Annotated in this window: 36 protein-coding genes; 24 read left to right on the top strand and 12 right to left on the bottom strand. The window is 54.8% G+C overall.

Translation table 11 applies throughout. From position 1 onward, the window contains the following. Positions 1 to 145: 145 nt before the first annotated feature. Complete coding sequence (locus ENGE1_RS21470) at positions 146 to 1,363, top strand: tyrosine-type recombinase/integrase (RefSeq protein WP_064360700.1); 1,218 nt, start codon at positions 146 to 148, stop codon at positions 1,361 to 1,363. Between the two features lie 255 nt (positions 1,364 to 1,618). On the opposite strand, the gene ENGE1_RS21475 is transcribed toward ENGE1_RS21470, so the two are convergent. From ENGE1_RS21475 to ENGE1_RS21500, 7 genes are all read right to left on the bottom strand, one after another. Continuing rightward, on the bottom strand, positions 1,619 to 2,728 hold the full coding sequence (locus ENGE1_RS21475) for a RecT family recombinase (RefSeq protein WP_064360701.1): 1,110 nt from the start codon (positions 2,726 to 2,728) through the stop codon (positions 1,619 to 1,621). A gap of 10 nt (positions 2,729 to 2,738) precedes the next feature. Beyond that, entirely contained in the window at positions 2,739 to 5,630 is a 2,892-nt protein-coding gene (locus tag ENGE1_RS21480; RefSeq protein WP_064360755.1) for a RecE family exodeoxyribonuclease, read from the bottom strand. Between the two features lie 134 nt (positions 5,631 to 5,764). After that, positions 5,765 to 5,923: a YdaE family protein gene (locus ENGE1_RS29260; RefSeq protein ID WP_064360756.1), complete on the bottom strand. Its 159-nt coding sequence runs from the start codon at positions 5,921 to 5,923 to the stop codon at positions 5,765 to 5,767. Between the two features lie 248 nt (positions 5,924 to 6,171). Beyond that, on the bottom strand, positions 6,172 to 6,600 hold the full coding sequence (locus tag ENGE1_RS21490; RefSeq protein ID WP_064360702.1) for a hypothetical protein: 429 nt from the start codon (positions 6,598 to 6,600) through the stop codon (positions 6,172 to 6,174). Positions 6,601 to 6,926: 326 nt separating this feature from the next. Next, positions 6,927 to 7,418, bottom strand: a complete 492-nt coding sequence (locus tag ENGE1_RS28625; protein ID WP_151206554.1) for a hypothetical protein — start codon at positions 7,416 to 7,418, stop codon at positions 6,927 to 6,929. Beyond that, a complete protein-coding gene (locus ENGE1_RS28630) occupies positions 7,411 to 7,755 on the bottom strand; it encodes a hypothetical protein (protein ID WP_155731561.1) in 345 nt (114 codons plus the stop codon). The genes ENGE1_RS28625 and ENGE1_RS28630 overlap by 8 nt, the downstream gene beginning before the upstream one ends. A gap of 42 nt (positions 7,756 to 7,797) precedes the next feature. Then, positions 7,798 to 8,487, bottom strand: coding sequence for an XRE family transcriptional regulator (locus ENGE1_RS21500; protein ID WP_064360704.1), 690 nt, complete (start codon positions 8,485 to 8,487; stop codon positions 7,798 to 7,800). 115 nt (positions 8,488 to 8,602) lie between these two features. Between ENGE1_RS21500 and ENGE1_RS27265 the strand changes: the two genes are divergently transcribed. From ENGE1_RS27265 to ENGE1_RS21595, 21 genes are all read left to right on the top strand, one after another. After that, positions 8,603 to 8,818: a transcriptional regulator gene (locus tag ENGE1_RS27265; RefSeq protein WP_073971329.1), complete on the top strand. Its 216-nt coding sequence runs from the start codon at positions 8,603 to 8,605 to the stop codon at positions 8,816 to 8,818. Positions 8,819 to 8,842: 24 nt separating this feature from the next. Then, the gene (locus ENGE1_RS21505) at positions 8,843 to 9,379 is read left to right on the top strand and encodes a toxin YdaT family protein (protein WP_064360757.1); all 537 of its coding nucleotides are present in this window, start codon (positions 8,843 to 8,845) and stop codon (positions 9,377 to 9,379) included. Positions 9,380 to 9,506: 127 nt separating this feature from the next. Next, complete coding sequence (locus ENGE1_RS28840) at positions 9,507 to 9,650, top strand: hypothetical protein (protein ID WP_162268903.1); 144 nt, start codon at positions 9,507 to 9,509, stop codon at positions 9,648 to 9,650. A gap of 75 nt (positions 9,651 to 9,725) precedes the next feature. Continuing rightward, positions 9,726 to 9,917, top strand: a complete 192-nt coding sequence (locus ENGE1_RS21510) for a ClpX C4-type zinc finger protein (RefSeq protein WP_064360705.1) — start codon at positions 9,726 to 9,728, stop codon at positions 9,915 to 9,917. Between the two features lie 17 nt (positions 9,918 to 9,934). After that, positions 9,935 to 10,828: a hypothetical protein gene (locus tag ENGE1_RS21515; protein WP_174543324.1), complete on the top strand. Its 894-nt coding sequence runs from the start codon at positions 9,935 to 9,937 to the stop codon at positions 10,826 to 10,828. A gap of 2 nt (positions 10,829 to 10,830) precedes the next feature. Next, positions 10,831 to 11,580, top strand: a complete 750-nt coding sequence (locus ENGE1_RS21520; protein ID WP_064360706.1) for an ATP-binding protein — start codon at positions 10,831 to 10,833, stop codon at positions 11,578 to 11,580. 43 nt (positions 11,581 to 11,623) lie between these two features. Then, complete coding sequence (locus ENGE1_RS21525; RefSeq protein WP_064360759.1) at positions 11,624 to 11,905, top strand: hypothetical protein; 282 nt, start codon at positions 11,624 to 11,626, stop codon at positions 11,903 to 11,905. After that, on the top strand, positions 11,902 to 12,234 hold the full coding sequence (locus tag ENGE1_RS21530) for a hypothetical protein (RefSeq protein ID WP_064360707.1): 333 nt from the start codon (positions 11,902 to 11,904) through the stop codon (positions 12,232 to 12,234). The genes ENGE1_RS21525 and ENGE1_RS21530 overlap by 4 nt, the downstream gene beginning before the upstream one ends. Next, positions 12,231 to 12,707: a hypothetical protein gene (locus ENGE1_RS21535; RefSeq protein WP_064360708.1), complete on the top strand. Its 477-nt coding sequence runs from the start codon at positions 12,231 to 12,233 to the stop codon at positions 12,705 to 12,707. Before ENGE1_RS21530 ends, ENGE1_RS21535 begins: the two co-directional genes overlap by 4 nt. Beyond that, the gene (locus tag ENGE1_RS21540; protein WP_064360709.1) at positions 12,707 to 12,964 is read left to right on the top strand and encodes a hypothetical protein; all 258 of its coding nucleotides are present in this window, start codon (positions 12,707 to 12,709) and stop codon (positions 12,962 to 12,964) included. Before ENGE1_RS21535 ends, ENGE1_RS21540 begins: the two co-directional genes overlap by 1 nt. After that, the gene (locus ENGE1_RS21545; RefSeq protein WP_064360710.1) at positions 12,961 to 15,033 is read left to right on the top strand and encodes a DNA cytosine methyltransferase; all 2,073 of its coding nucleotides are present in this window, start codon (positions 12,961 to 12,963) and stop codon (positions 15,031 to 15,033) included. Before ENGE1_RS21540 ends, ENGE1_RS21545 begins: the two co-directional genes overlap by 4 nt. A 149-nt stretch (positions 15,034 to 15,182) precedes the next feature. After that, a complete protein-coding gene (locus ENGE1_RS21550) occupies positions 15,183 to 15,488 on the top strand; it encodes a hypothetical protein (protein WP_073971331.1) in 306 nt (101 codons plus the stop codon). After that, entirely contained in the window at positions 15,485 to 15,709 is a 225-nt protein-coding gene (locus ENGE1_RS21555) for a hypothetical protein (protein ID WP_064360712.1), read from the top strand. The genes ENGE1_RS21550 and ENGE1_RS21555 overlap by 4 nt, the downstream gene beginning before the upstream one ends. Before the next feature lie 104 nt (positions 15,710 to 15,813). Next, positions 15,814 to 16,413: a DUF1367 family protein gene (locus tag ENGE1_RS21560; RefSeq protein WP_064360713.1), complete on the top strand. Its 600-nt coding sequence runs from the start codon at positions 15,814 to 15,816 to the stop codon at positions 16,411 to 16,413. Then, positions 16,413 to 16,619, top strand: a complete 207-nt coding sequence (locus tag ENGE1_RS21565) for a hypothetical protein (RefSeq protein WP_064360714.1) — start codon at positions 16,413 to 16,415, stop codon at positions 16,617 to 16,619. Before ENGE1_RS21560 ends, ENGE1_RS21565 begins: the two co-directional genes overlap by 1 nt. 2 nt (positions 16,620 to 16,621) lie before the next feature. After that, positions 16,622 to 16,912: a DUF1364 domain-containing protein gene (locus tag ENGE1_RS21570; RefSeq protein ID WP_064360715.1), complete on the top strand. Its 291-nt coding sequence runs from the start codon at positions 16,622 to 16,624 to the stop codon at positions 16,910 to 16,912. Next, positions 16,909 to 17,268 (top strand): RusA family crossover junction endodeoxyribonuclease, encoded by a 360-nt coding sequence (locus ENGE1_RS21575; RefSeq protein WP_064360716.1) that lies wholly within the window; start codon positions 16,909 to 16,911, stop codon positions 17,266 to 17,268. The genes ENGE1_RS21570 and ENGE1_RS21575 overlap by 4 nt, the downstream gene beginning before the upstream one ends. Next, a complete protein-coding gene (locus ENGE1_RS21580) occupies positions 17,265 to 17,948 on the top strand; it encodes a hypothetical protein (RefSeq protein ID WP_064360717.1) in 684 nt (227 codons plus the stop codon). The genes ENGE1_RS21575 and ENGE1_RS21580 overlap by 4 nt, the downstream gene beginning before the upstream one ends. 221 nt (positions 17,949 to 18,169) lie before the next feature. Beyond that, the gene (locus tag ENGE1_RS21585; RefSeq protein WP_064360718.1) at positions 18,170 to 18,487 is read left to right on the top strand and encodes a hypothetical protein; all 318 of its coding nucleotides are present in this window, start codon (positions 18,170 to 18,172) and stop codon (positions 18,485 to 18,487) included. Beyond that, positions 18,471 to 18,995 (top strand): lysozyme, encoded by a 525-nt coding sequence (locus ENGE1_RS21590; protein ID WP_064360719.1) that lies wholly within the window; start codon positions 18,471 to 18,473, stop codon positions 18,993 to 18,995. Before ENGE1_RS21585 ends, ENGE1_RS21590 begins: the two co-directional genes overlap by 17 nt. After that, positions 18,992 to 19,462, top strand: coding sequence for a lysis protein (locus tag ENGE1_RS21595; RefSeq protein WP_064360720.1), 471 nt, complete (start codon positions 18,992 to 18,994; stop codon positions 19,460 to 19,462). Before ENGE1_RS21590 ends, ENGE1_RS21595 begins: the two co-directional genes overlap by 4 nt. A 29-nt stretch (positions 19,463 to 19,491) precedes the next feature. Here ENGE1_RS21595 and ENGE1_RS21600 read toward each other — a convergent pair whose 3' ends face one another. The 5 genes from ENGE1_RS21600 to ENGE1_RS21620 form a co-directional block, all read right to left on the bottom strand. Then, a complete protein-coding gene (locus tag ENGE1_RS21600; RefSeq protein WP_064360721.1) occupies positions 19,492 to 19,905 on the bottom strand; it encodes a hypothetical protein in 414 nt (137 codons plus the stop codon). Positions 19,906 to 19,989: 84 nt separating this feature from the next. Then, complete coding sequence (locus ENGE1_RS21605; RefSeq protein ID WP_064360722.1) at positions 19,990 to 20,181, bottom strand: hypothetical protein; 192 nt, start codon at positions 20,179 to 20,181, stop codon at positions 19,990 to 19,992. Then, positions 20,178 to 20,429: a hypothetical protein gene (locus ENGE1_RS21610; RefSeq protein WP_064360723.1), complete on the bottom strand. Its 252-nt coding sequence runs from the start codon at positions 20,427 to 20,429 to the stop codon at positions 20,178 to 20,180. The genes ENGE1_RS21605 and ENGE1_RS21610 overlap by 4 nt, the downstream gene beginning before the upstream one ends. A gap of 52 nt (positions 20,430 to 20,481) precedes the next feature. Continuing rightward, positions 20,482 to 21,351, bottom strand: a complete 870-nt coding sequence (locus ENGE1_RS21615) for a tyrosine-type recombinase/integrase (RefSeq protein ID WP_064360724.1) — start codon at positions 21,349 to 21,351, stop codon at positions 20,482 to 20,484. Positions 21,352 to 21,362: 11 nt separating this feature from the next. Then, a complete protein-coding gene (locus ENGE1_RS21620; RefSeq protein ID WP_064360725.1) occupies positions 21,363 to 21,629 on the bottom strand; it encodes a hypothetical protein in 267 nt (88 codons plus the stop codon). A gap of 101 nt (positions 21,630 to 21,730) precedes the next feature. Here ENGE1_RS21620 and ENGE1_RS21625 point away from each other — a divergent pair, with 101 nt between their 5' ends. Both ENGE1_RS21625 and ENGE1_RS21630 read left to right on the top strand, forming a co-directional pair. After that, positions 21,731 to 22,333, top strand: coding sequence for a hypothetical protein (locus ENGE1_RS21625; RefSeq protein ID WP_064360726.1), 603 nt, complete (start codon positions 21,731 to 21,733; stop codon positions 22,331 to 22,333). Then, positions 22,333 to 23,805 (top strand): hypothetical protein, encoded by a 1,473-nt coding sequence (locus tag ENGE1_RS21630; protein WP_064360727.1) that lies wholly within the window; start codon positions 22,333 to 22,335, stop codon positions 23,803 to 23,805. The genes ENGE1_RS21625 and ENGE1_RS21630 overlap by 1 nt, the downstream gene beginning before the upstream one ends. Positions 23,806 to 23,817 lie beyond the last annotated feature (12 nt).

The following is a 23,817-nucleotide window of genomic DNA, read 5'->3' on the forward strand; positions in this document are numbered from 1 at the left end:
TGAATCCGTTTTATCTCTGTTGATCATGGTTTAATTCTTTTGAGTTTTCTCTTGTCTGGCGCGGGTCTTAGGGCTTTTAGTGCTTTAAAGTTGTTTATCTTGCTTGGTCGTGAAGGTTTTCTATTTACCAACATTGTGTACACTAATGTGTATATCTTCTCGCGGAGTGTACACATTGCTCACGGACACCAAACTCAGAAAAGCTCTTGGCAAAAAAAGAGACAAAATTGAAGTCATTTCAGACGCTCACGGCCTAAATGTCAGGCTCTCCACTTCCGGCAGTATAACATTCTTTTACCGCTACAGATGGGGTGGGAAAGCCGCTCAGCTGACGATTGGCGATTATCCAACCGTATCGCTATCTCACGCAAGGGAACGGCGGCAACAGTTCAGGGCGTGGCTTGCCGATGGCTTTGACCCTCGGCGGCGGGTGGTGCTGGAGAAACAGAAGAAAATTGAAGCTCTGACAGTTAATGAGGCGTTTGATTATTGGGAAAAGCATTACTGCATCCCTGAAGGACTGGTGAAGATCAAGGTTAACCGCCGTGACTTAAAAAACCACATAGCGCCGGTACTGGGAAATATGGTTGTTGACCAGACCACTAAGGCCCACTGGCTCAGCCTTTTTGACGGGATGGGGCGCCGGGTGGTTACCGGTCAGATGCTGGGTCTGATGCAGCGCGCATTCCGTTTTTGCTCGAACCGCGGGGTAATCAGCGTCAACCCTATCGAAAGCTTACGGCGATCTGACGTCGGCATCACCGCGGCCGTAAAGGATCGCAGACTGAGTGACGAGGAAATTAAAACCGTCTGGAACGCGCTGCCTGAGATGAAGTCACGCCAGCAGCTGATCATGAAGTTCCTCATTCTGACCGGATGCCGGAGCACGGAAATAAGGACCGCGAAGTGGGAGTGGTTCGACTTTCACGAACGGACCTGGACCATACCCGCCAGTGAGTACAAAACCGGGAAATCAGTGCGAAGGGCGCTGCCGGGATCCGTCGTTGATATGATGCTGGCGTTGAAGCAGGAGTCAGTATCGAAGCACGTTGTTACTCTGTCGCGCTATAAAGGCCCTGAAGATGACCGGCCGCCGCAGCAGCCAAATGTTGCATTGTTCTCCGCGCAGATAATCGCGAAAACTGGGATGAAAACTTGGTCACTCCATGACCTGCGGAGGACAGTAGCGACGCGCCTGTCGGAACTCGGCGCGCCGCCTCATGTCGTTGAGAAGCTCCTGGGGCACCATATGTCCGGAGTCATGGCTCGTTATAACCTGCATGACTACATGGACGATCAGCATCACTGGCTGGCGGTGTGGCAGAGCCATCTTGAAAAGCTGATTGGTCACCCTCTGGCTTGATGCCGACTTTGTCCTCCCACTCGATGAGGTCTGAAAATCTCCAGCGCTTCGGGCATCCATTAATTTTAGGCTTCGGGAACGGCTGTGAAAAATAGGCCGGCATCCGCGATGGGGTACTCCAGAAGTAAAGCGTGCTGCGGGAGATTTTGTAGCGCGCCAGGACGTCGCTGGTTACTAAAATTTCAGGCGTCACGTTCGTTGCTTGATTCATAATAAGCCTCTCAATATTAGGGGAGGGCTTCCCCTCCCTTTATCTCAACCTACGTACTCGGGTTTCATGTCGTCCAGAGTGATACGGAACTGGCCATACAGGTCGTCGCCCAGATGGCGCTTAGCCGCGGTGAGCGTCTGTTCTACTGCCGCAAACCGCTCAGAGGAATCCGGCTCGTCCGGCTGCGGCAGGCTATTGATGGCCGCCTCGACTTTGTTCTGCGCATCGACCTGGTAATAACGCTTCACCGCCTTGTTTTTCAGCTCGGTGAACAGCGCAGTGCCCAGCAGCGCCTTTTGCGACTCGATGTCAGCGCGGATCGCTTTCGCCTGGTCTACAGTACCGGCGGTGTTGATACGGTCGCGCAGCTCGTCAGCCACGATATCGATGTTCGCCGCTGAGTCCTGCGCGCTGCTGGTGGTGCTCACCTCGCTGGTGATTTCCGCGACGCTCATGCGCTGGGCGGGCGCAGGGTTAATTTCTCGCTCCTCGCGCTGGTCAACCTCGTCGGGGCTGTAAACGCCGAGAATAACTTCGGGGCAGTACAGGCGCGCCCAGTACTTGACGGCCAGATACGCGATCTGCTGCTTGGGATTCGATACCCACAGCGGCGAGTTGCGGGTGACAACGCCTGACAGGTAGATCGGCTCGCCCCAGGTGATCTCTGACTCACCGCGCAGGATGGCGCCCACCTCCACGTACAGCCCAACCTCGTCTTCATCGGACCAGCCGCGGACGCGCTCCGTGACGCTGTACTTGCCGTTCTTCCCGTTCTTCTCCCGGGTAATTTCCTGCGTGCGGGTGCAGCGCTCCCAGTCGCCACCATAGCGGTAGTGAAAACGCCCCTTGATGGTGCTGGAGCTGGCGATAACCGCGTTCACCAGCTGCGCCTCATAGCCCAGCACTCCGTTAACCAGGTGCGTTTTCTGCGCCACAGCGTAGGGATTCATGCCCCACTGCATAGCCTGCATAACGATGGCCATGCAGTCAGCTGGTTTGCCGGCCAGGTGCGCGGGCACCGTTACAGCCGATTGAGCCATCAGTCCGGCGAACGCCTGCAGCTGGCCCAGCGCCTGGACGTTGAAAATAGAGTTGCTGGCGGAAATGGTGGCCGGCGCCTGCTGTTCCTGAGTGATGATATTGGTGTTTTCCATGATCTCCCCCTTATGCCTGCACGCGCAGCGCTTCGAGACGGCGCACGTCAAAGTCGTTCAGTTCTTCTGCGTAGTCTTCAGTGATCGGCGCCGGCCAGTTCCCTGTATCGAACCCGTTCGCTATCGCGCGCATCGCCTTGCGGTACTCCAGCATGCCGAGTTCCAGCAGTTCGGCTGACGCCTCGATGATCGCGATCCAGTGGTAGTTCTCGTCTTTGTTAACAAAAATCCAGAAGAACTGGTCGAGGGCCGCCGTTTCGCAGTACATCGCTGCGCTCAGGTGGTAGTCGCGGTCGATGATTTCCCTGTGTAGTTTTGTGCGCAGGCCCTCCTGCTTCACGTTCCACATGCTGATGGTTTTCAGATCGGCGCCGATGCGCAGGCCGCCCATGTCGATTTCAAGGTCCGGCCGCACGCGAACTTCGAGCCCGGTCTCTTCGTCGAACCCGAAATAGCTCACCTCGACGGCGCGGCCCGGGTGCGCCAGTAGCTTGCCGGCGGTCGGGTGATCCAGCAGCGCCTTTTGGATAGCCAGTGCGGTAGTCAGCTGTTGGCGGGTGACCAGCACTTTTCCTTCCGGGTTATCGCGCCATGCGTCCAGCAGCTCGTCGGCGAACACCGCACCCGGATTGACTGACTTAACCGCCTGCATCAGATCCGATTTTGTGCCGGATACTTTAAGCGGCTGTGCTTTCTGCGCCTCCTGGGCGACCAGGTCCGGATTAATCAGCGCCAACTGCTCCAGCAGCGCGTCACGGCTGCCGCTGGTTTTAACCTGGGCGGGCAGGGTGGCGTTGTACTCCTTGATGCACGCTTTCATCGCTGCGGCTGTCTGTTTCTGCCCCTCTTCGATGCGCTGGAATTCCGCCGGCAGCGCCATGTAGCTCTGGCCGGTTTCCTCGGCGGATGCTCCGAGCGGCACCTGGGCGGGCAGGGTGGCGTTGTACTCTTCCAGCAGAGCCTTGATGTCGTCGGCGCTCAGCAGTGGCGGCAGGCTGGCGTTGTGCTCGTCGATAAACTCGCGGATGGTCGCCGTGGTGGTGAATGCGCATTCCGGGATCTCAGGTTCGACGCTGAACTCTTTATCGAGAGACTCAGGCTGCAGCGCCAGCGCATGCACCAGGTTACCCATGTCGAGCACCGCTGAGCGCTCTTTGACGATGGTCTTGGCGACGTGGCGCGCGTTGAAATACATCAGACTGACCCGGGCATCTTTTACCTGCGTGCTGCTGATGCCGTTTGCGGCGTGGTATACCTCGTTCGGCACACCCTCATAGCGGCCGGGCTCGAAATATTCCGGCCAGGCTGGCGCAGCGTCTTCGACTGCCTCTTCTGGAGCAACACTGTCGGCTTCCGCAGCGGACTCTACCGGCGCAACTTCTTCCTGGACCGCTTTTGCCAGATTCGGCGCGGCAGCCGCCAGAATTTCCGAGCTGGTGCTTTCTGTCGTTACGGTATCTGCTTGCGGATCAGCTTCATCAACGCTTTCGCCTGCTGATACCGCATTATCATCTTCGCCTTTGGTGAGCTCAGTCTCTTCCATCTGCTCATTGCTGGTGCCCTCTGGTTGTTTTACTGGGGCCATCAGGCCATCAATGGAGAAAATGCCGTTGCCGACGTTGGCGATTTCCGGCTGCTTGGGTTTATTCAGGTCTTCATGAACCCATTTCGTATCCGCCGGGTCACTGATACCCGGTACAAATTCACCGCGGCCAGCAGCCAGCTGGCGACTGATCTCATCGCGACTGATTATCTCAGCATTCTTCTCTCCCTCGTTTCCTGCGATGTTCTGAGCAACAGCCACTGTTTCAGCGCTGGGCGCATCATGTTTTGACTCGGTCAAATTGGCATTGATGTACGTCTGCAGGCTGACCGGGAAATGATGGACGTTTTCAGCCGCGCTGCGGATAAGAGCGAAAATAGCCGCACGGGAGAAATCCAGGATGCCAGGCGTTTTGCGCAGGGCGGCTGACCACTCCTTGAACGGGCTTTCTTTAGCTGAAATGATCTCCTTCGCACGGCGATGAATGGAGACCGGGATGTTGTAAATATCAAAATCCATCGGCAGGGTGGCCAGGGCGATTTCCTGATCTAGAGTGTCCAGAGTGTGCTCATAATCAGGGTTGCGGTCGGTCTTATTACCGCTACCGGCGTTTGCGCCTGCGTCAGTGCGCTGCACGGCAGAGATGCGATTTCCCGCCGCCCACTCTTTTACCAGGATGCCACGGTCGATATATTCAGTGGCCAGCCAGGTTTTGGTGAACTGCAGCACCAGCGACAGCTCGTGGCGCTTATCCTGCGCGAACACCTTTTTGATGGCGTCGGTGTACTTCCACTGGTTCGCCAGGTCGAGCTTTTTCAGTTCATCGCAGTTCTCGGCAGCCAGGAGCAGGTTCTGGACATAGCTGTTGTCGGTGTCCATTTCGAGCGCTGCGATCTCGGCGTTTTCGGCGCGGGTGATCTGGTGGCGAACTGCATCGGCGGTGAACTGCGCCAGCAACTGCTTGCGGAACGACAGTTGAGTAACGCCGTAGGTGGCGTTCTCGCCATCGTGCTTGCTTATTTCCAGACCGTTTTCAACGACTGTTCCATTGGTGGTCTCTGGCTGCACCTTTGGTTCTTCTTTCGCCTTCGGTAGCCAGGTGCGGCCGTCGTCCTGCAGCTCATAGCGATCACACCAGGACAGATCGACTTCACCCTCTTCAGGGAGGTCATCAACGACAGGGAAGTCGGTACGGCACGGTTTGTTGTAGTCCTGGCCCCGGCCGGTTTCGATACCGGCGTCTTCCAGCGCAACGTCGAGCTGCAGGTTTGCGCGAGCCTCGCTTTTGGCTGTAAACCACACGACTGCATCCGGCTTGCCGGACTTCTGCGTCGCTCTCACTACGTAAAAAAATTCCATATGACCCTCGTTTTTGGGTGTTAGAATGCCCGGGCCATTGATAGCGCCCATTGGGTGTTCATTGGTTGGTGTAATTTCCGGTGTAACTTGGCGGTGGCACCGGACGTACAGGCCCGCTTCGGCGGGTTTTTACGTTAGGCCTCGTTGGCCATCTGGTCGTATTGACCGCACTGCTTAGAGCAGTAATTCCTTTCCACTGGCTGCAGCTGCGAACCCTGAATGATGAGGATGGTCATTTTCACTTCCTTGCCTTCCTCAATCGTCTCGCGGCAGTACGCGCATTTCTTAAGCATTTGGATCCCCTTTCTGCGCCAGCAGATAGCAGAGCCGGCGAACAGCTGCGCCGCAGCGGCCAAGACGAATTGCCTGTTGGCGTGCCGGTTTACGTGCGAAATAAACCATGAATAATCCTCACTGCGAATTGATAAACCTGATATCCGAACCAGACCTCTAACGGCTCCAGGATGTCTATCGCGATAGTCATGGAGCGCCATGCGTTTAAACTCATAAATCCCCAATCAATAAGATGCAGGTTGATGGGTTAATCGGTATAAGCGATGTACTTAAACTTCCCATTTCCGAAGTGCTCGAAATGGCCGCCAAACGTTCCCTTAACTTCTTTTTCGACCTCCTTCCTGCTCAAGTACGATGGATAGACACCTTCCTTAATCATTGAGCAGCCACTGTGCATCTTTGCCACCCAGTCGACTTTCGTGGGGTCCAAAACGCGGGGCTTGGTTTCAACAATTGAAAAAGTATCGCCAAGACTTATCGCTGATATATCCCTCACGCAAAGCGGATCATCTGCAGCTCTCCACCCACACTCAGGGCACCACATATCAGCATCAGTGCATTTCGAGCATGGAGCGGATAGGTGGCAGCTGCAGTTCTCAACTTCTTCAAGCTCAATAACTCCATGGCAGCCGTCTCGCTCGCATGACTCACCCTCGCAATAACCTAATTTCGTCATAATCCAATCCTCTGCCGTTGTCGCCCGGCTGGCGGAACGTTAAAACCTGCTGCGCGTTGTGCGTTGTTGATGAGATGATAATAGCTATTGCTATCGCGTATAGCAATACGTATTGATATTGATTGTGATGAATTGCTATTAACCACCTGATAGCAAAGTGAATTTATTTTTATCGCTCATGCTTATTCGGTCTAAAAATGAGCTATTTGTGTGCGCGAACGACTAATGGTGGTGTTGGTGGCGGGCAACAAAAAACCGCCCGTAGGCGGCTGATTGGTTAGGTAGGGAAGCAAAAGCCCGGCGCTGTGGCCGGGTAGGAAAAAGGTTTAATTTTGAGGTTTTTTGTCGTTTTTCTGTGTGGCCAGTATTACCTTCAAGTCGTTTAGGTTAGATGTCACATCTTTGAATCCGCTGTCAACTTTGTCTTCAATCCTGTCTATTCTTGATGTTATCTCTTGTTTTGATGAAGATATGTTCTGATTTAATTCACTCCTGAGAGAGTCGTTTTTGCTGGTAATGGCATTTGAAACACTCCACGTTGCAGACACGGATGCTCCGACAATGGTCACAAGAGCAACTGCAATTCCAAGCCAGAACTCGATTCTGCCTATTGTCTTGGTACTCATACCTTCCTCTGGATTGTCATTAAGCTCGGAGTTATAGCTTTTATGAATTGTATGTAGCTCATTTGCTTTAGGCAAGTACTCTGCGGGCTGAAATACCACAGAGTCTCCAATCTGCTTCACAATAACTGGTGTGGATTGTGAATAAACGGAGGAATATCTGCCCAGGCTGTCAGACGCATCACTGTTATTCACTGGCTGCCTCCGCGCTTTCTGAGTCCTCTTTTTTGGATAGTTTGTTCAATCTTTTTAGTACAATATGGTGATCAAAAAGATTGATGTAACCACATTCATTGCAAGACATGATTAGCACATTTAACCCACCAGATATCAAACCTGATGGCGGCTCGCTTGTTGTTCCCAAGGGGATCAGGGAGGTGACACCTCCATTCTTATCATCTACAACTTGCTTAACTCCCGCTGTGAGCGTCCATTTGGATGAATGGCAGAATGGGCACTCGTGCCTTTTGTCGCCAAATGAGCCAAGGAAACGCACGAAATCATTGAATTCTATTATATTTTTTTCGCTCATATTGAGTTTTAGCTCCATATTAATGCTTTTTAGTGCCAATCCTTACAGCCTTCCATACTGGATGGACTCATGCAGTAGTGCCTTTCCCATTACATAAAACTGGTCCTGATCCGATTCCTGGATATACCATTTCTCAAGATGCGGGTTATCTGACAACACTGCCAACTGCGCCCCCTGCATCTGGAGGCGCTTGACGTGGAACGTTTTTCCGAAAACGAACGCATAGACGCCATCTGTTTTGAACTCGCGCACTGAAACGTCGAAGAACAGCCGGTCACCGGATTTTATCGTCGGACTCATGCTGTCGCCATCAACCGTCATAACCTTGATATCTTTCGCTTGGCGGTTTCCGAAAAGCGCCCGCGCGTGCTCGTTGGTGAACTCTATTGCAGCCAGTACTTCCACAACCTCAGAAAGCATATAGCGGCCTGGACCAGCGCTTACCGTCAGATCGAGCACGTCAACCCGAAAAGATTCGCTTTTACTTGGCTGCCGCGAGATAGGTTCTTGCCCATCATCTCGCATAGGTCCAGCACCCGTGGATAACCACTCAGATCTAACGCCGAGCGCATTAGCCATTTCGACGATTTTCGTCGACCCTCTGGCGTTGCCACTTGTCAATCTCCAGATAGTGGGTTGCGCGACTCCTGACGCCTTTGCCAGGGCGCCCTGAGACATGCCAGCAAGCTCCATGGCTTGGTTGAGTCTGTCAGATAAGGTTTCTTTGTTCATAAGCTCAATTTATACGATTGCGTATTATTCGGCAAAACACGTTTTGCTATTGCCTATTTCTATACGTATTGCTATTATCAAAATCACCTAATACTTATAGGAATAGGAATAGGAAATGGCCAACTTAGTCATACAGCGTGCAATTGAGATTGCCGGTAGTCAGCAGAAGCTGGCAGATCGCTGCGGCGTGTCTCAGCCCACCGTTTTTAGGTGGCTCAATGGTGGTGGAATCTCTTCTCGTTATGTCCAGCGAATCGTGTCTGCGACCGGAGCTGTGGTGACTACGGAAGATGTATTGAATAGCACCATAAACAGCAACCAGTCGGCCTAAAAAGGCCAAGCAAGGACGATGAACATGCATTCCATTTCATTGCAACAGATTACCGAATATCAGCCGGTAAAACTGATAAAGCGAAATCACCAACCAGCTGATAACCATGAAAAATTAAGGGACGCCGTGCGCGCCTGGTCAGGTCGTGACGGGCAGGATGCTGTGGCCGCGCTGATCGTCAGCGAATGGCGCGCCCAGGGTGGCTCTGGCATCGATTTCCCGCAAGAGGTTGAACGCCAGCGCCAGAAGCTTTTCCGTTACCTGGACAACAAATTCAGCTCTGATGGTTATCGCCGGAAGGTTGAAGCTCTGGCGCCGGCGATCCTGGCGGTGCTCCCGCTGGAGTTTCGCGGGCACGTAACTGGTCGGGAGAATTTCATGGCTCTGCTGGCCGATGCTGAACGCGAAGTGGCCGAGGCCAAGCAGGCGGTAATGCTGAATGCGCCGGAGCACCAAAAGCTGAAAGAGATGAGCGAGGGAATCACGTCGCTGTTCCGACTGATGCCAGAGCAGGCCGGGCAGCTGATGGCAATGGTGACGACGATGCTGGGAGCCATGTAACCGGAGGTGCAATGAACCACATCGAGTTTATCGAAAAGCATGTCCGCGAAGAGCTTATCCGGCAGGGTTTCACTGTCGCAGTTGCTCAGGGGGGGGGGCATACCAGGCAGTCGACATGTACAAGCGTATGTCACAGGCCAGTCGCAAGGGGAGGATTTTTGATGATGTTATGCGCCATGCAAAGGTCTGGGCGGAGAAGCAGCAGCTTCCCTCTGACCGTTTCGAGAAAAAGCGCAGCAAGCGTAATCCGCCGCAGCAGGGTCTGTTCTGAAAAGGTGAAAGCCGCGCTGGTAGGACAGCAACGGCTTTCAGGTGGAGTTAACTGGATCAATTCACAGGAGTAATTATGGCAAATCAGTCTGGGAAAGAAAAGCTGGCACCAACGCATAAGTGCTCATTTTGCGGAAAGAAGGATGTTGAGGTTGCTGGCCTTATGTTCGCCGGGCCAGGCGTATCTATCTGTCAGGATTGCGTTTTATTGTGCGTTGAAATTGTATTTGAGCGCCTAGCTAAAACTGACGAACAGACGGCATTTTAAAGCATTCAGGGGTTTTTATGCGTGATTACGGAAAGGTGCACACATCATTTTGGATCAGCGATGGGATGCGCAGGGTGTCTGACGACGCCAGGCTGCTTGCACTGTACCTTCTCACCGGGCAACACACGAACATGATCGGGTGCTTCAGGCTGCCTGATGGATACGTTTCGGAAGACCTTTCATGGTCTCAGGAAAGGGTTTCGAAAGGGTTTGCTGAACTATCAGATAACGGTTTCGCAACCCGCGATCCGTCGTCGAAATGGGTGCTTATCCGCAACTTTATGACATGGAACCCCATCGAGAATCCAAATCAGGGGATCGCCGCTCTTCGACTGTTCGACCAGGTGCCTGACAAATCCACCATAAAGCCAGAGCTGGCGGGGATTATGGCTATGTCGATATCTCACATTGACGTCAAAAAGCTAAAGGGTTCCGAAAGGGTTATCGAACCCTTCCTTAACCAGGAACAGGAACAGGAACAGGAACAGGAACAGGAAAGAGATCAAACCCATTTGGGGCATGGCGATGCCACGCCCCATGACGATGAATCTCGCGGTGAATATCCGGCCGAGAAACCAAAGCCAGGGTACACCGAAGAATTCGAACAGGCCTGGCAGGAATACCCGAAGCGTTCGGGAGGCAACAGCAAAGCCGATGCGTTCAAAGCCTGGACGGCGCGAATCAAAACGGGCGCAACCGCCGAGGAGTTAACCGACGGTGTGCGTCGTTACGCAAGATACGCAGCGGCATCTGGAAAACTAGGTACTGAGTACGTCAAACAGGCTTCAACGTTTTTCGGACCGTCGAAACACTACGAAGAACCGTGGGCATATTCCGCGCCTTCCGGGCAGAGGGATCCAAACATTGTTCCTCAGCCTGATAGCGCAATTCCAACTGGATTCAGGGGGTAGCCATGAAAAACTTGATTGGTACTGGCAGCGCGCTGGAGCGCCTGAAAAAACTCATCCCGCCAGGTGTGCAGCCGAAGTTTGAAAGCGTGGACGAGTGGCGCGTCTGGCAGGCGGCGGAAGGGCGAAAGCGCTGTGAGGAGCTGGATAAGCAAAACCAGCGTGCCCGCTCTGAAAAAATATTCGGCCGCGCCGGGATTCAGGATCTGCACCGTAGCTGCACGTTCGCAAATTACCAGGTCAGCGGTGACGGTCAGCGCAAGGCCATGAGCCTGGCGAAAAGCTTTGCCCAGAACTTCGGGACCGGATTTGCCAGCTTCGTGTTCAGCGGCGCACCAGGTACCGGTAAAAACCATCTCGCTGCGGCTATCGGCAACCATCTGCTGGCCGGTGGTAATTCGGTGCTGGTGGTGACTATTCCGGATCTGATGCTGCGCGTTCGCGAGTGCTACGACGGCGGCCAGTCCGAGGCCTCACTGCTGGACGACCTGTGCCGCGTCGATTTGTTGATTCTCGACGAGGTGGGCATCCAGCGCGGAAGCAGCGGCGAAAAAGTCATTCTAAACCAGGTTATCGACCGACGGCTGTCGTCGATGCGCCCGGTAGGGATCCTTACCAACCTGAACTACCAGGCATTGTCGGAAACGCTCGGTGCGCGAATCATCGATCGCCTCCAGATGGACGGCGGGATGTGGGTGAACTTTGACTGGGGTAGCTACCGGAAAAACGTCAGTCACCTGCGGATCGTGAAGTGAGGAAATTATCGTGAAAATACGCAAATGGGTTCGGGCCGAAATTATGATCATCCGCCAGTGCGCGGGGACTATGCGGGTGGAAAGCATCGCCAGCCTGATTGGCCGCACCGCGGCCGCCGTTCGCGCCAAGGCGCGCGAGTTGGGGGTGAAGCTGTATCTCTGCGGAAAATACCATCAGTCCGTGAAATACCCGGAGAGCGATGTTGTGCTGGCGCGTGAGCTGTACCAGCAGGGCGTAACCCGGGCGGTGATTGCCGAGAAACTGGAGTTGCCGCTGGGTGCGGTGAATCAGTATGTCTATTTCGAGCGGAGGGTGTGGGCATGAAAGCAAAAATCACAGCATTACCAGTGGACCGCGACCCGGAATACGGATTCTGGACGCATCCTGCGCTGGATGAGTTGTGTGGAGGCCGTGAAGGCGTGCCGCCAGCAGAGTTTAATGAGTGGTTAAATGCCAACGCTCTTGAGCACCAAATGACCTGGCTTGATGGCAGTGACGATGCTGCCGCTTACGATGAATATTTTAGCGGCAACAGCGGGACATTCACGAAATGGAAGCCGGAAAAGCCTCATGGAGATGGTAGGTTCGTTGCATCTATCCACGATACCGAGGACGGGCCGATCTGTATCTGGCTAAGGGAGCGTGCAGCATGACAACTGATATCAAAGAGCTGATGCAGACGCTTAGTATTGAGCGCATTAAAGAGATCGCATCCGGAGCAACTCCGGTCATGGGAGAAAAGGAGCGTCTGGCAATCACTGCACTGTATTTTGCTGAGCAGCATCAGATGGCCGTGGACGCACTACAGGATTGCGGCCGGACTCTTAAAGCTGCAGAGGAGGCGCTGGAGGCCAAAGACGCGCGCATAGCTGAGCTTGAAACCTATATCGAAATCCATGAGAGGACAGCTGTTGCAGCAATTGAGAGGGCTGAAATGGCAGACCGTAGGGCCGTTGAGCTGCAATCCCGCGCAGAGGCTGCTGAAAAATGCCTTTCAAGCTTGGCTGCTGTATCTCGGAGATATTTGCCTGACTATGACGAGCATCCCGAAATCCAGGCGGCAGACGACCTATTAGAACAAAATTCGCTAGTCACCGCTCGCATACAGATTCAGGGAGGGGGGTGATGGAGCCATCACTGGAGTACGCCTGTAAGCGCATTACCGAGCTGGAGCGCCTGCTGCTGCCCGATGTACCGGAAACTGTCTGGCCAGCAGAGGTGGGGATGGTATTCGGTCAGGTGGAGAGCGCCGGAGCTCTACCGGCGCATCACCAGCGCCGCCTGCAGCACCACATCAACCGCATGTGGCTGGAAAAAATGCCGGTACCGTCAATTATCGCCGCGGCCCGTTCGTTGGCCGCAGCTATGGAGAAATACGCGTGAGAGAAATCATCGTTGATAATTTTGCCGGCGGCGGCGGAGCCAGTACCGGCATTGAGCTGGCGATCGGCCGCAGCGTCGATATTGCGATTAACCATGACCCTAACGCAGTCGCGATGCACACAACGAACCACCCCGACACGCTCCACTACTGCGAATCGGTGTTCGATATTCACCCGCGCGCGGCTACCGCTGGGCGGCCGGTGGGGCTGGCGTGGTTCTCGCCGGATTGCCGCCACTTTTCGAAAGCAAAAGGAGCCAAGCCTGTAGAGAAATCTATCAGGGGCCTGGCGTGGATCGTCGTCCGCTGGGCGCTGGATGTGGGGCCGCGCGTGATGATGCTGGAAAATGTCGAGGAGTTCAAAACATGGGGTCCGCTGCTGGCGCCTGAAATGCGCCCTGACCCGGCGCGCGTCGGTGAGACGTTCAATGCATTCGTTGGCATGCTGACCACCGGCGTGCCGGAGGATCACCCGGCGCTTGCGGAGTGTTGCGAGTTCCTGGATCTTTCACCGGGAGGCGAGCAGGCGCAGCGGCTGGTTAGCGGGCTGGGCTACGACGCCGATTTTCGTGAGCTGCGGGCCTGCGACTACGGCGCACCTACTATCAGGAAACGGTTTTTCATGGTGATGCGCCGCGACGGGCAGCCGATAGTCTGGCCGGAAGCTACCCACGGCGATCCTAAATCGCCGGCGGTGCAGACAGGGCGGCTTGCACCTTGGCGCACCGCGGCGGAGTGTATCGACTGGTCAATTCCGGCGCCGTCGATTTTTGACCGTAAACGCGCGCTGGCGGAGAACACCCTGCGCCGGATCGCCCGCGGCATTCAGCGGTTCGTTATCGACAGCGCTCAGCCGTTTATCGTGAAATGCAACCACACCAGCACCAGGACAAGCTACGACTGTTTCCGGGGCCAGGCGCTGGCAGAGCCGCTGCAGACCATCACCAAAAAACACGGGTTTTCAATAGCCGTCCCACACCTGACAAAATTCCGTACTGGCGCCACCGGGCAGCCGGTCACCGAACCTGTACCGACAGTGACAGCGGGAACATCATCGCGGCCCGGTGGGAACGGTCACGCTCTGGGGCTGGCCGAGGCCGTTCTGACCCCGTTCATCGCTGGAGCCGGTGGACCGAAATACTCAGCCAAACCCCGCAGCGCTGAACAGCCGCTGCACACTTTGTGCAACACGAACCACGCGTGCGTCATCGCTCCGGTGATAGCGCGGCAGTTCGGCGCCAGCATCGGCCATCGCGCAGATGAGCCGAGCGCGACAATTACAGCTGGCGGCGGTGGCAAATCGCAGCTGGTTTGCCCGACGCTGATTCAGATGGGTTATGGCGAGCGTCCAGGGCAGGCCCCGCGTGTGCTGGACGTGCAAAAACCGGTGGGCACTGTTACCGCCGGCGGCAATAAATTTGCTGTTACCAGCGCATTCCTCGCCAAACACTACGGCGGGAACTATCAGGGCGCCGGGGTGGGCATGGACGAGCCAACGCACTCGGTTACGACAGTAGATCATCATGCAGTGGTCGCAGCCAGTCTGTTGGTGAACAATACTGGGCACCCGGGCGGCCGCGCAGAAGAGCCGCTGCATACGGTGACAACGGGAAATCATCACGCGGCTGTCACGTCGCACCTGGTTAAGCTACGCGGCACCTGCCGGGACGGGCAGCGCACTGATGAACCAATGCCAACAGTAACCGCGGGCGGCCAGCATGTTGGGGAGGTAAAGACGACGCTAGCCGCTGATAGTTACGACGAACGGCGCGCGCAGCAGGTGCTGGCGTTCCTAAGAGAATGCTGCGGTGAGGATTCGACAGGGCTGGTGGACATCGATGGGGTTACATACCGCATTGTTGATATCGGCATGCGCATGCTGCAGCCGCACGAGCTATACCGCGCACAGGGGTTTCCGGACTGGTACATCATCGACCAGGACTATCGCGGTGTGAAGTACGCCAAAGATAAGCAAGTCGCCAGGTGCGGAAACGCGGTGCCGCCGCCGTTTGCTGAGGCGCTGGTGCGCGCGAATCTCCCTGAGCTATGTCAGAAAAGGGAGGCTGCGTAATGGCAAAGTCCGCCGCAGAGCGCAAAGCCGCGCTGCGGTCCCGTCAGGCTTCCGCAGGAGACGAGAAGGACGTAATAAATTAAAGGCAGTTAATTCAATCCAGTATGATATAAAACCACCATCAACGATTGATGGTGGCTTCGCACATTATGCTTAAAAAATACGCAACAGCCTTACTGCTAATATTTGGCCCTTTGCCGGTTTTTTCCGCTGACTACGGAACGCCTGTTACCAACTGCCTCAATGACCAAACGATACCGTATATCAGCAGCGATAAACCGGCGACTGACATCGTTAACGACGCTTATAAGAAGTGCGCAGATGAAATACAGCAATGGGATATTGAACGGGAGTCGCTGCCTGCCGAGATGGTAAAAAAGCAGGACACAGAGCTTCATGACTTTTATGTGCGAATGATTGATAAGCGCCGGAAAGTTGAGAGGGAGAAAAAATGAGCTTTGTATTCATTCCCTCTTTAGTTTCTCTTCTCATGTCCCATGAGGAAAAACTCGGGAGAGAGCTTACCCGCTCTGAAGTACAAGCCATTAGAGATAACGCCACGGTCATATCAGTTCCCGTGGACGTTGCTAAGGGCATAGTCAAAGATAGAGGGTATCGTGATTTAGATCCAGAAAACGCCTGGACGGAATGGCAAAATTTCAGGAGGGATAATTAAACAGGATTAACCCATGTGACAATAAATTGATTTTCCAATATCAACTGTACATAATATCAGTATCGGCCTGAACAACCGATACCTGCTGCGTCATGGGGGAACCGATGGCGCACGAACTGCAACTCATCAAACAATCCGCAGATGTCCTGATCTCCGCGTCGCCGGAGACATCGGCAATTCTGCAATCAAAATTTAAGCTCGGTGCCGTGCTGGTGGCCGAGTTCCGCCAGGTGAGGAATCCCGCATTCCATCGCCGTTTTTTTGCGCTCCTTAATCTTGGTTTCGAGTACTGGGAACCAACCGGCGGCGCTATATCCTCAAACGAACGCAAACTGGTGACCGGGTACGCCAAATTCCTCGCGGCCTACGGTGGCAATGAGGGGGCGTTACTGGATGCCGCCGAGCAATACCTCGACCGCATAGCGGACAAGCGCGCGGGCAGCATCAGCGCCTGCAAATCGCTTGACGCGTACCGCGCCTGGGTGACCGTAGAGGCAGGGCACTATGACGCTATCCAACTCCCTGACGGCACGCTCCGCAAACACCCTCGCAGCATCGCCTTCGCCAACATGGATGAAACCGAGTTCCAGCAGCTGTACAAAGCAGCCCTTGATGTCCTTTGGCGCTGGATCCTCTCCCGCACATTCAAAACACAGCAGGAAGCCGAGAACGCGGCTAACCAACTGCTGAGCTTCGCGGGGTGATGGCTATGCAATATTCGTGGTTCCAGCACAACGATTGCACCACCGAGCAGGCAGAAAGGCTGATGGCCGACTACCGCGCCCGCGGTTACGAAACAGAGCGCAGCCTGAACCCTGATTACCTGACGTGGACAGTGAGCGTCCGGCGGCCCGAGGTTAAGCACCTGGCGCCGACGCCGCGGTCGATGCGTCAGCGGGTGTGGGGTTGATCATGGCTAATTTACGAAACGCTGCCCGCGGCCGCGAATGCCAGGTGCGGATACCTGGTGTGTGCAACGGCAACCCCGAGACATCAGTGCTCGCCCATATCCGTATCGCCGGATTGTGCGGCATGGGCATCAAGCCGCCTGACCTGATCGCCACCATCGCATGCAGCGCGTGTCACGATGAGATTGACCGCCGTACGCACGTGGTAGATGCGGAGTATGCGAGGGAATGCGCGCTGGAGGGCATGGCCCGCACGCAAGTTATCTGGCTGAAAGAGGGGCTGGTTAAATCATGAAAACCTACGACATCACGCCCATCGGCAAGCCTCGCATGACCAGATCTGACAAGTGGAAGCAGCGCCCGGCCGTAATGCGTTACCGGGCGTTTTGCGATGAAGCGCGTCTTCGAAAAATTCACCTCCCTGAGTCCGGCGCGCACGTCACGTTCGTTATGCCGATGCCCGGGAGCTGGAGCAAAAAGAAAAAGGCGGAGTGGGGCGGGCGGCCTCATCAGGCTAAACCCGACTGCGACAACATGCTCAAAGCGCTGATGGATGCGCTGTACGACGACGACTCCAGTGTGTGGGACTGCAGGATCACCAAAGTCTGGGGAGAAAAAGGTCAAATTATTATTCAGGAGAATGCTCTATGACACGCACTGACGTTAACAATTACCAAAAGGCCTCAGTAGAGCGCGCCAATCCAGAAAACGCTTGGATAAAGCTGGCGGCCGCCCCGAGACGTTCGTACCTGGGTAAGTATCGCCGTCTGACGCCTGCGCAAAACCGCTGGGTAAGGTCACTGCTCAACCATTGGGGCGGAGCATACGGCGGCAGCGGAACGGAGCACCTCTCTGGTGGTGGCGGCATGTGGTCGATGATTCTGACCGGGTGGACAGGGGAGCAGCAGGAGCGGATCACCACTGTGCTGGCCGGCCTGCGAAAAATTGGCTACACCGGCGAGGCTCTGTTGCAGCAGGCGCGCGCTATCATGTGGCCAAAAAAATCGCTCTCGGACCTGATAGGCAAGGCAGGCGATCAGGAAGAGGCCGATTTCATGGAGTCTATCATCTTGAAGTCGTTCCGTGCCGGCAGTCCGGCCTATGAGATCGGAAAGGACTATTACACCTGGCGGCGGAGCATCACGGATATGGCGCGCTGGATGCAGCACTACCATGCTCCTTTCCTGACAGAAAAGCAGTGCATTGACCGGGTGCGCTGGTGCATTGAATTATTCAACTCTGCCGTCTTCTTCACGCTTATTGCTGAAATTGGTATCGAAAATGACGATAAAAGTAAAAAAGACTTGAAAATGAGTTTTGAAGCTGCATAATTCATATATGCTCGGACGTCAGAGGCGAAAGAGCGAGGTGATAAAAAATTTCAAGCCCGAGGTTAACGCCTTGGGCTTTCTTTATGGGGCTGCGCAATCGCGTGGCCCTTTCTGTTTTCAGGCTCCCGGATCCTTCCCTCGTGTGCGTTGTCGTTAAATCCGCCGGGAGCCTGATCCCTTCAAACACACAGCGTCCCGAAAAAAATCGGAGGCGAGAGACTATGAAAATGAACGACCAGCAAGGGAACATCATCACGCAGTTTTTCGCCTGGCTGGCGGCAGTGGCGTCAATGCTGGGAATCACCACACAGGACATGGTTTACATACTGTTCGGCCTGATTGGCGTCGTCATATCTCTGGCCTCGTTTGTCATGGCGCGGCTGGATGCGAGAAGCGAGCGCAAGCAGGACCAGAAGCGCACGCAGCTGCTGGCCGACTATCTTCATGGGGTTCAGCTCAAGCCGCAAAGCGAACGCCCCAGCACCGCCGAGGTGATCACCGAGTCGATAAACAGGATTAACGATGGCGCAAATAACTAAGAAGGCTGGCGCCGCCGGCGCGTTGTGCTCAGTGGCGGCCATTATCGCTATCGTTCTGAACGCCGGTAACGTCAGGACGAATGAGCGAGGTCTGGAGTTGATAGGGGATGCTGAGGGCTGCCGGCGTGATCCGTACGTATGCCCGGCCGCAAAGCTGACCGATGGCATCGGGAACACGCACGGCGTGAAAGCTGGCACCCATAAAACCGACGAGCAGATCGCGGCGGACTGGGAGCGAAATATTCTTGAGGCCGAGCGTTGCGTTAATGGTTACGGGAACGGTCGCAAGCTAAGTGACAACACGTTCTCCGCCGTCACGTCGATCACGTTCAACGCCGGGTGCGCAAACATGAAAAGCTCGACGCTGTTCCGTTATCTCCGCAGCGGTGAATTTTCTCAGGCGTGTAACCAGTTCCCCCGCTGGGTATATGGCGGCGGCAAGGTGTTGCCCGGCCTGGTAACCCGACGCGCTGCTGAGCTACAGCTCTGCCTGGATGGTGTGAAATGAGACTACGACTCCGTCTGGCGGCAATCTCACTGCTGGTGGCAGTAATAGCCGGGATTATCTGGGCCGCTGGCCGCTACCACGACAAATACCTGGCTGAGCAGAAGAGGGCGGACGCCGCAGAGCACAGCCTCATCCTGGCGAACGCCACAATCACCGACATGCAGGTGCGCCAGCGCGATGTCGCTGCCCTGGACGCCAAATACACCAAGGAGTTAGCCGATGCGCAATCTGAAACTGACGCTCTGCGCCGCCAGCTTGATGCTGGTGGCCGGGTGCTCGTCAAAGGCAAGTGTCCAGTGTCAGCCGCAACCCAAGCCACCGGCACCGCCAGCGTGGGCGATGCAGGCGCCGTCGAACTCTCTGACGCTGCTGGACGAAACGTTCTCAGTATCAGGGCCGGCATCCAGCGAGACCAGACAGCATTGAGGACATTGCAGGAATACATCCGCACGCAGTGCCTGAAGTAATAACCCCGCCTTAGTGGCGGGGAGAGGGATCAAAACTTCATTTTAAAACGCCAGCCATTTGACTCAACCATCCAGCGCTTCTTCGCTTCTGAACGGATATACTCGCAGGCTTTGTTGATCCCATCTTCCGTAAAAGAGAATCGGGCAACCTCGCGCACAAATAGGGTTGAGAATTCGGCCTTTTTGAATCCAGAGCGATTTGCGTTGGACTTTTCAATCATGCGGGTTGGTGCGTCAATATCGTTAAAGCCCATGCCGTTTAGCACGATCAGCTCATCTTTATTCTGGCTTAAGCGAACGCTGATAGAGTCGCGGGTAACAGAGTTGATGAACAGCTCGTGCTTGCTGTGCTGGTTATTTGAGCAGTAATAAGAAAAGTATTTAGCCGTGAAATTGCCCTGCTCATTAACCATTTTTTCGTTGTTGCTGGTGCTTGATTTCATTTTTACGTCCTCAACTTGGACCGCAGAACCCGCTGCGTCGGTGGTATAGCGCCTTGCTATGAGATTAATATAATATGACGCGCGTCATATGTCAACTGACTCTTTGAGCTTCTTTAGCCCGGCCATAATTGCCCCCTTTTTGGAACCATACCGATTGGCCATCTCATTTAGCAGCGCTGATTCATCATCGGTCAACAAAACTCCTGGAAGCCTTGCCTTTCCGGAGTTTTTGGCGCGGTAAGTTGCTGCTGCTTTTTTCTGTGCTTCGGTGCTCATAGCACGATCTCCTGATCAGGTGCGACGTAATCTCGCTGGCCGGGTTGGCTGTTAAAACGAAATGCCAGGCGCTGTTGGCGATCTGCGGTTAACAGCAATAAATGCTCTGGCGTCTGAAATCGCGCGTCGTGGTATGCAGCCCAGAACGCAGCGACCGCGACGTCGGGGTAGCTGGTGGTCGTTTCGCTGCCTGCAATTCGCTCGCTCCCGCCGGCGCGCTGTCTGATGACATAAATTTTATACTGCATAAATCCCTCCGGTTGTCCCCCGGACATACCGGGGGAGGTTTTTGGAGAGAGTTTACAATATCAGCCGGCGCCATTCACGGCCCCGATCATCGTTGTAGCGATCGGTCATAAAGCGGGATTTGTGTCCCAGCAGGCGTTGCGTGTCGATACCACTTTCCCGGTAGATGCGCTCAGACAGAGAGCGCTGCTCGTGAAATGTCGGAGGATGCTCCCAGTGTCTGTCCTCACTCGGGAATGCAGCCTCGCGGGCGAGCTGAAATCCCATGCTCAGCGACCACGGCATAACCTGCCGACTGGAGGACAGCAGAAAATCTTTCCCTGGGCATTTCGCTATAGCATCGCCAAGTGTCATATCCAGGGCGGGACAGTGAAGCTCAAGTGGGAGAGCGAGCTTGAATCCCGTCTTCTGCTGCTCGATGTGCAGGTGACCGTCAAATATATCGCAACGGCGCATTTTTGATATGTCACCACGTCGCTGCCCGGTTACCAGAGCCAGGCGGAGCGCATGGGGCATATAAGGGCGGCAGATGACACTCGATAGCTTATAGATTTTGCGCCACTCATCGAGCACAAGGCGAGAGCGCTTTACCCTGCCTTTGGGCGGCCGAAGAGGCAAGGCCGGGCTGTACTGAACCAGACCGGCGAGCCATGCTTCTCTGAAAATGTCGCGAATGAGGACGTAGGCGCTCTTAGCCGCGCAGGGTTTTCCCTGCTGCACGTATTCGTTAATAAAGTCGTTAAGCTCAACTGGCGTGATCTTCCGGATGGTACGACTCCCCAGGGCGCGGCCTAACTTAGCAATAATGGCTTGCTTGTTCTGGATCGTCTTTTTGCTGTAGTCCCTGTGCTCCAGTTGACCAGTATAGGTATGAAGCCAGTCAATAACGGAAACAGCTGATTTATTCTCAAATGAGTGGATCATGACTGCCTCCCTTAGCGGTCGAAGTATTTTTCAGAAACTACCAGCGTATGCTCTTCGGTATTTGGCTCTATCAGCAGGGCCTGCTCCCGGGAAACAGCAAACATGGACTGCGCCCTGGTTTTTTTATTAAAGCCATAACGGGAAAGAAACTCGGAGATATAGATATTACGAACGGCATAAACGTACAGGCGATGCTTTTTGTTTTTCTCAAGCAGTTCTTCAAAGGTGTACTTCTTGTTTATAAAAAGCGCGGAGTTGTAGTAGATGAAATATTTCATGGTGTAGTCCTAATCTGACTCGCGGAACCCGCCGCGTCGGTATCACTGAACTAAATATAATATGACGCGCGTCATATGTCAATAACCACAGGAACAGAACAATGGCAAAACCGGACTGGGAGGCCATCGAGTCGGCTTACCGGGCCGGCTTGATGTCACTCCGCGAAATTGCTTCACAGCACGGCATCAGCGAAGGCGCTATCCGCAAGCGCGCAAAGCGCGATGACTGGTCTCGCGACCTGTCGGCGAAGGTGAAAGAGCGCGCCGATGATCTGGTACGCAAAGCAGAGGTACGCAAGCAGGTACGCAGTGAACAAGCGTTATCTGAACGCGTACTAATTGAGGCTACTGCTGAGGTTATTGCTACGGTACGCATGGAGCACCGCGGCGACATCAGGCGGGCCCGCGAGATAACCAACGCTCTCTTTGATGAGCTTGGCGCTGAATGTGCAGACGTCGGTGCTCTGCGTAAGTTAGGTGAGCTGATGTTCGAGCCCGACGATAACGGCCGCGACCGGCTGAACGAAATTTACCAGTCGATAATCAGCCTGCCGGAGCGCGTTAAATCGGTTAAGGCTCTCAGCGACGCGCTGAAGAACCTGATCAGCCTGGAGCGTCAGGCCTACGATATCGATGGTCCGGAAGGCGATAACTCTGTTAAGCAGCTCTCTGAGTTGATGGATTCGCTGTCTCAGGGGGCTTAATGAAACCTGAGCACCTCAAGCTGCTGACAGACAAAGACTGGCGGCTGAATAATCTGTACTGGATCACCGACAAAGAGGGTAAGCCAACGCGATTCAGGATGACGCCTGAACAGCGTGAGTACTTCGAGGGTATCCACACCCGCAACATCATCCTGAAAGCGCGCCAGCTCGGTTTCACTACTGAGGTGTGCATCATTCAGCTCGACGCGGCTCTATTCGAGTCGGCGAAATGCGCGCTGATCGCCCATACGCTGAATGACGCAAAGCGCCTGTTTCGCGAAAAGGTGAAGTTTGCCTATGACCGGCTGCCGGAAGAAATTAAGGCGGCCAACCCGGCGAGCAACGACTCTGCCGGCGAGCTGGTCTTTAAGAAAGGCGGGTCGCTATACGTCAGCACGTCTTTTCGTGGCGGCACGCTGCGTTACCTGCACGTTTCCGAGTTCGGGAAGATATGCGCCAAGTATCCTGACAAAGCCCGCGAAATCGTTACTGGTGCTTTCGAGGCTGTATCGACTGGCTGCTTTGCCACTATCGAGAGCACGGCAGAGGGCCGGGCAGGCTACTTTTTCGATTACTGCCAGACGGCAGAAAAGGCGTTGCTGCAAGGTAAGCCGCTTTCGCCGCTGGACTGGAAGTTTTTCTTCTTCTCCTGGTGGAAGAACCCACAGTATGCAATCGACCCGGTTGAGCCGCTGCCGGTGCGCCTGCTTGAATACTTTGCCGAGATGGAGGCGAAGCATGGCGTAGTCGTTAACGACCGCCAGAAAGCCTGGTACTACGCCAAAGAGAAAACGCTCGGCGATGACATGAAGCGCGAATACCCGACCATACCGGCGGAGGCGTTCCAGCAGTCGGTCGAGGGGGCTTACTACGCCAAACAATTCCGCTGGCTCTACACCAACAAGCGGATTGGCAAAATCCCCGATAACTCGCATCTCCCGGTTCACACGTTCTGGGATATTGGTGTGGGCGACTCCACGGCGATCTGGTTTGTTCGCGAGGTTGGCGAAGAGTTCCATATCATCGACTACTACGAAAACTCTGGCGAAGGCCTGAGGCACTACATGAAGGTGCTTAAAGACCGCGGCTATGAGTACGGCGAGCACTGGGGTCCGCACGACATCGAGAACCGCGAGTTTGCTGCTGATGCGAAGTCTCGCAAGGAGCTGGCGCGCGAGGGCTACGAGATTGACGGCCGGATGTATTCGATGAATTTCCGCGTTGTGCCGAAAGCGGGGATCGACACCGGCATCGAGTCGGTGCGTGAAATCCTCAAGTCCTGCGTTTTCGATGAGGAGAAGTGCGCTGTTGGCATCTCCCACCTCGAAGGTTACCGCAAGGAGTGGGACGACAAGCGCGGCTGCTGGAAAGATAAACCACTCCATGACTTCACATCACACGGCGCCGACGGGTTCCGCTACTTTGCTGTAGCGAAAAATAACCGCAAGCAGGTCGGCACAGTATTCTTCTAAGGAGCATCGCCA

This window comes from Pluralibacter gergoviae ATCC 33028 = NBRC 105706, assembly GCF_001598855.1.
Taxonomy (GTDB): domain Bacteria; phylum Pseudomonadota; class Gammaproteobacteria; order Enterobacterales; family Enterobacteriaceae; genus Pluralibacter; species Pluralibacter gergoviae.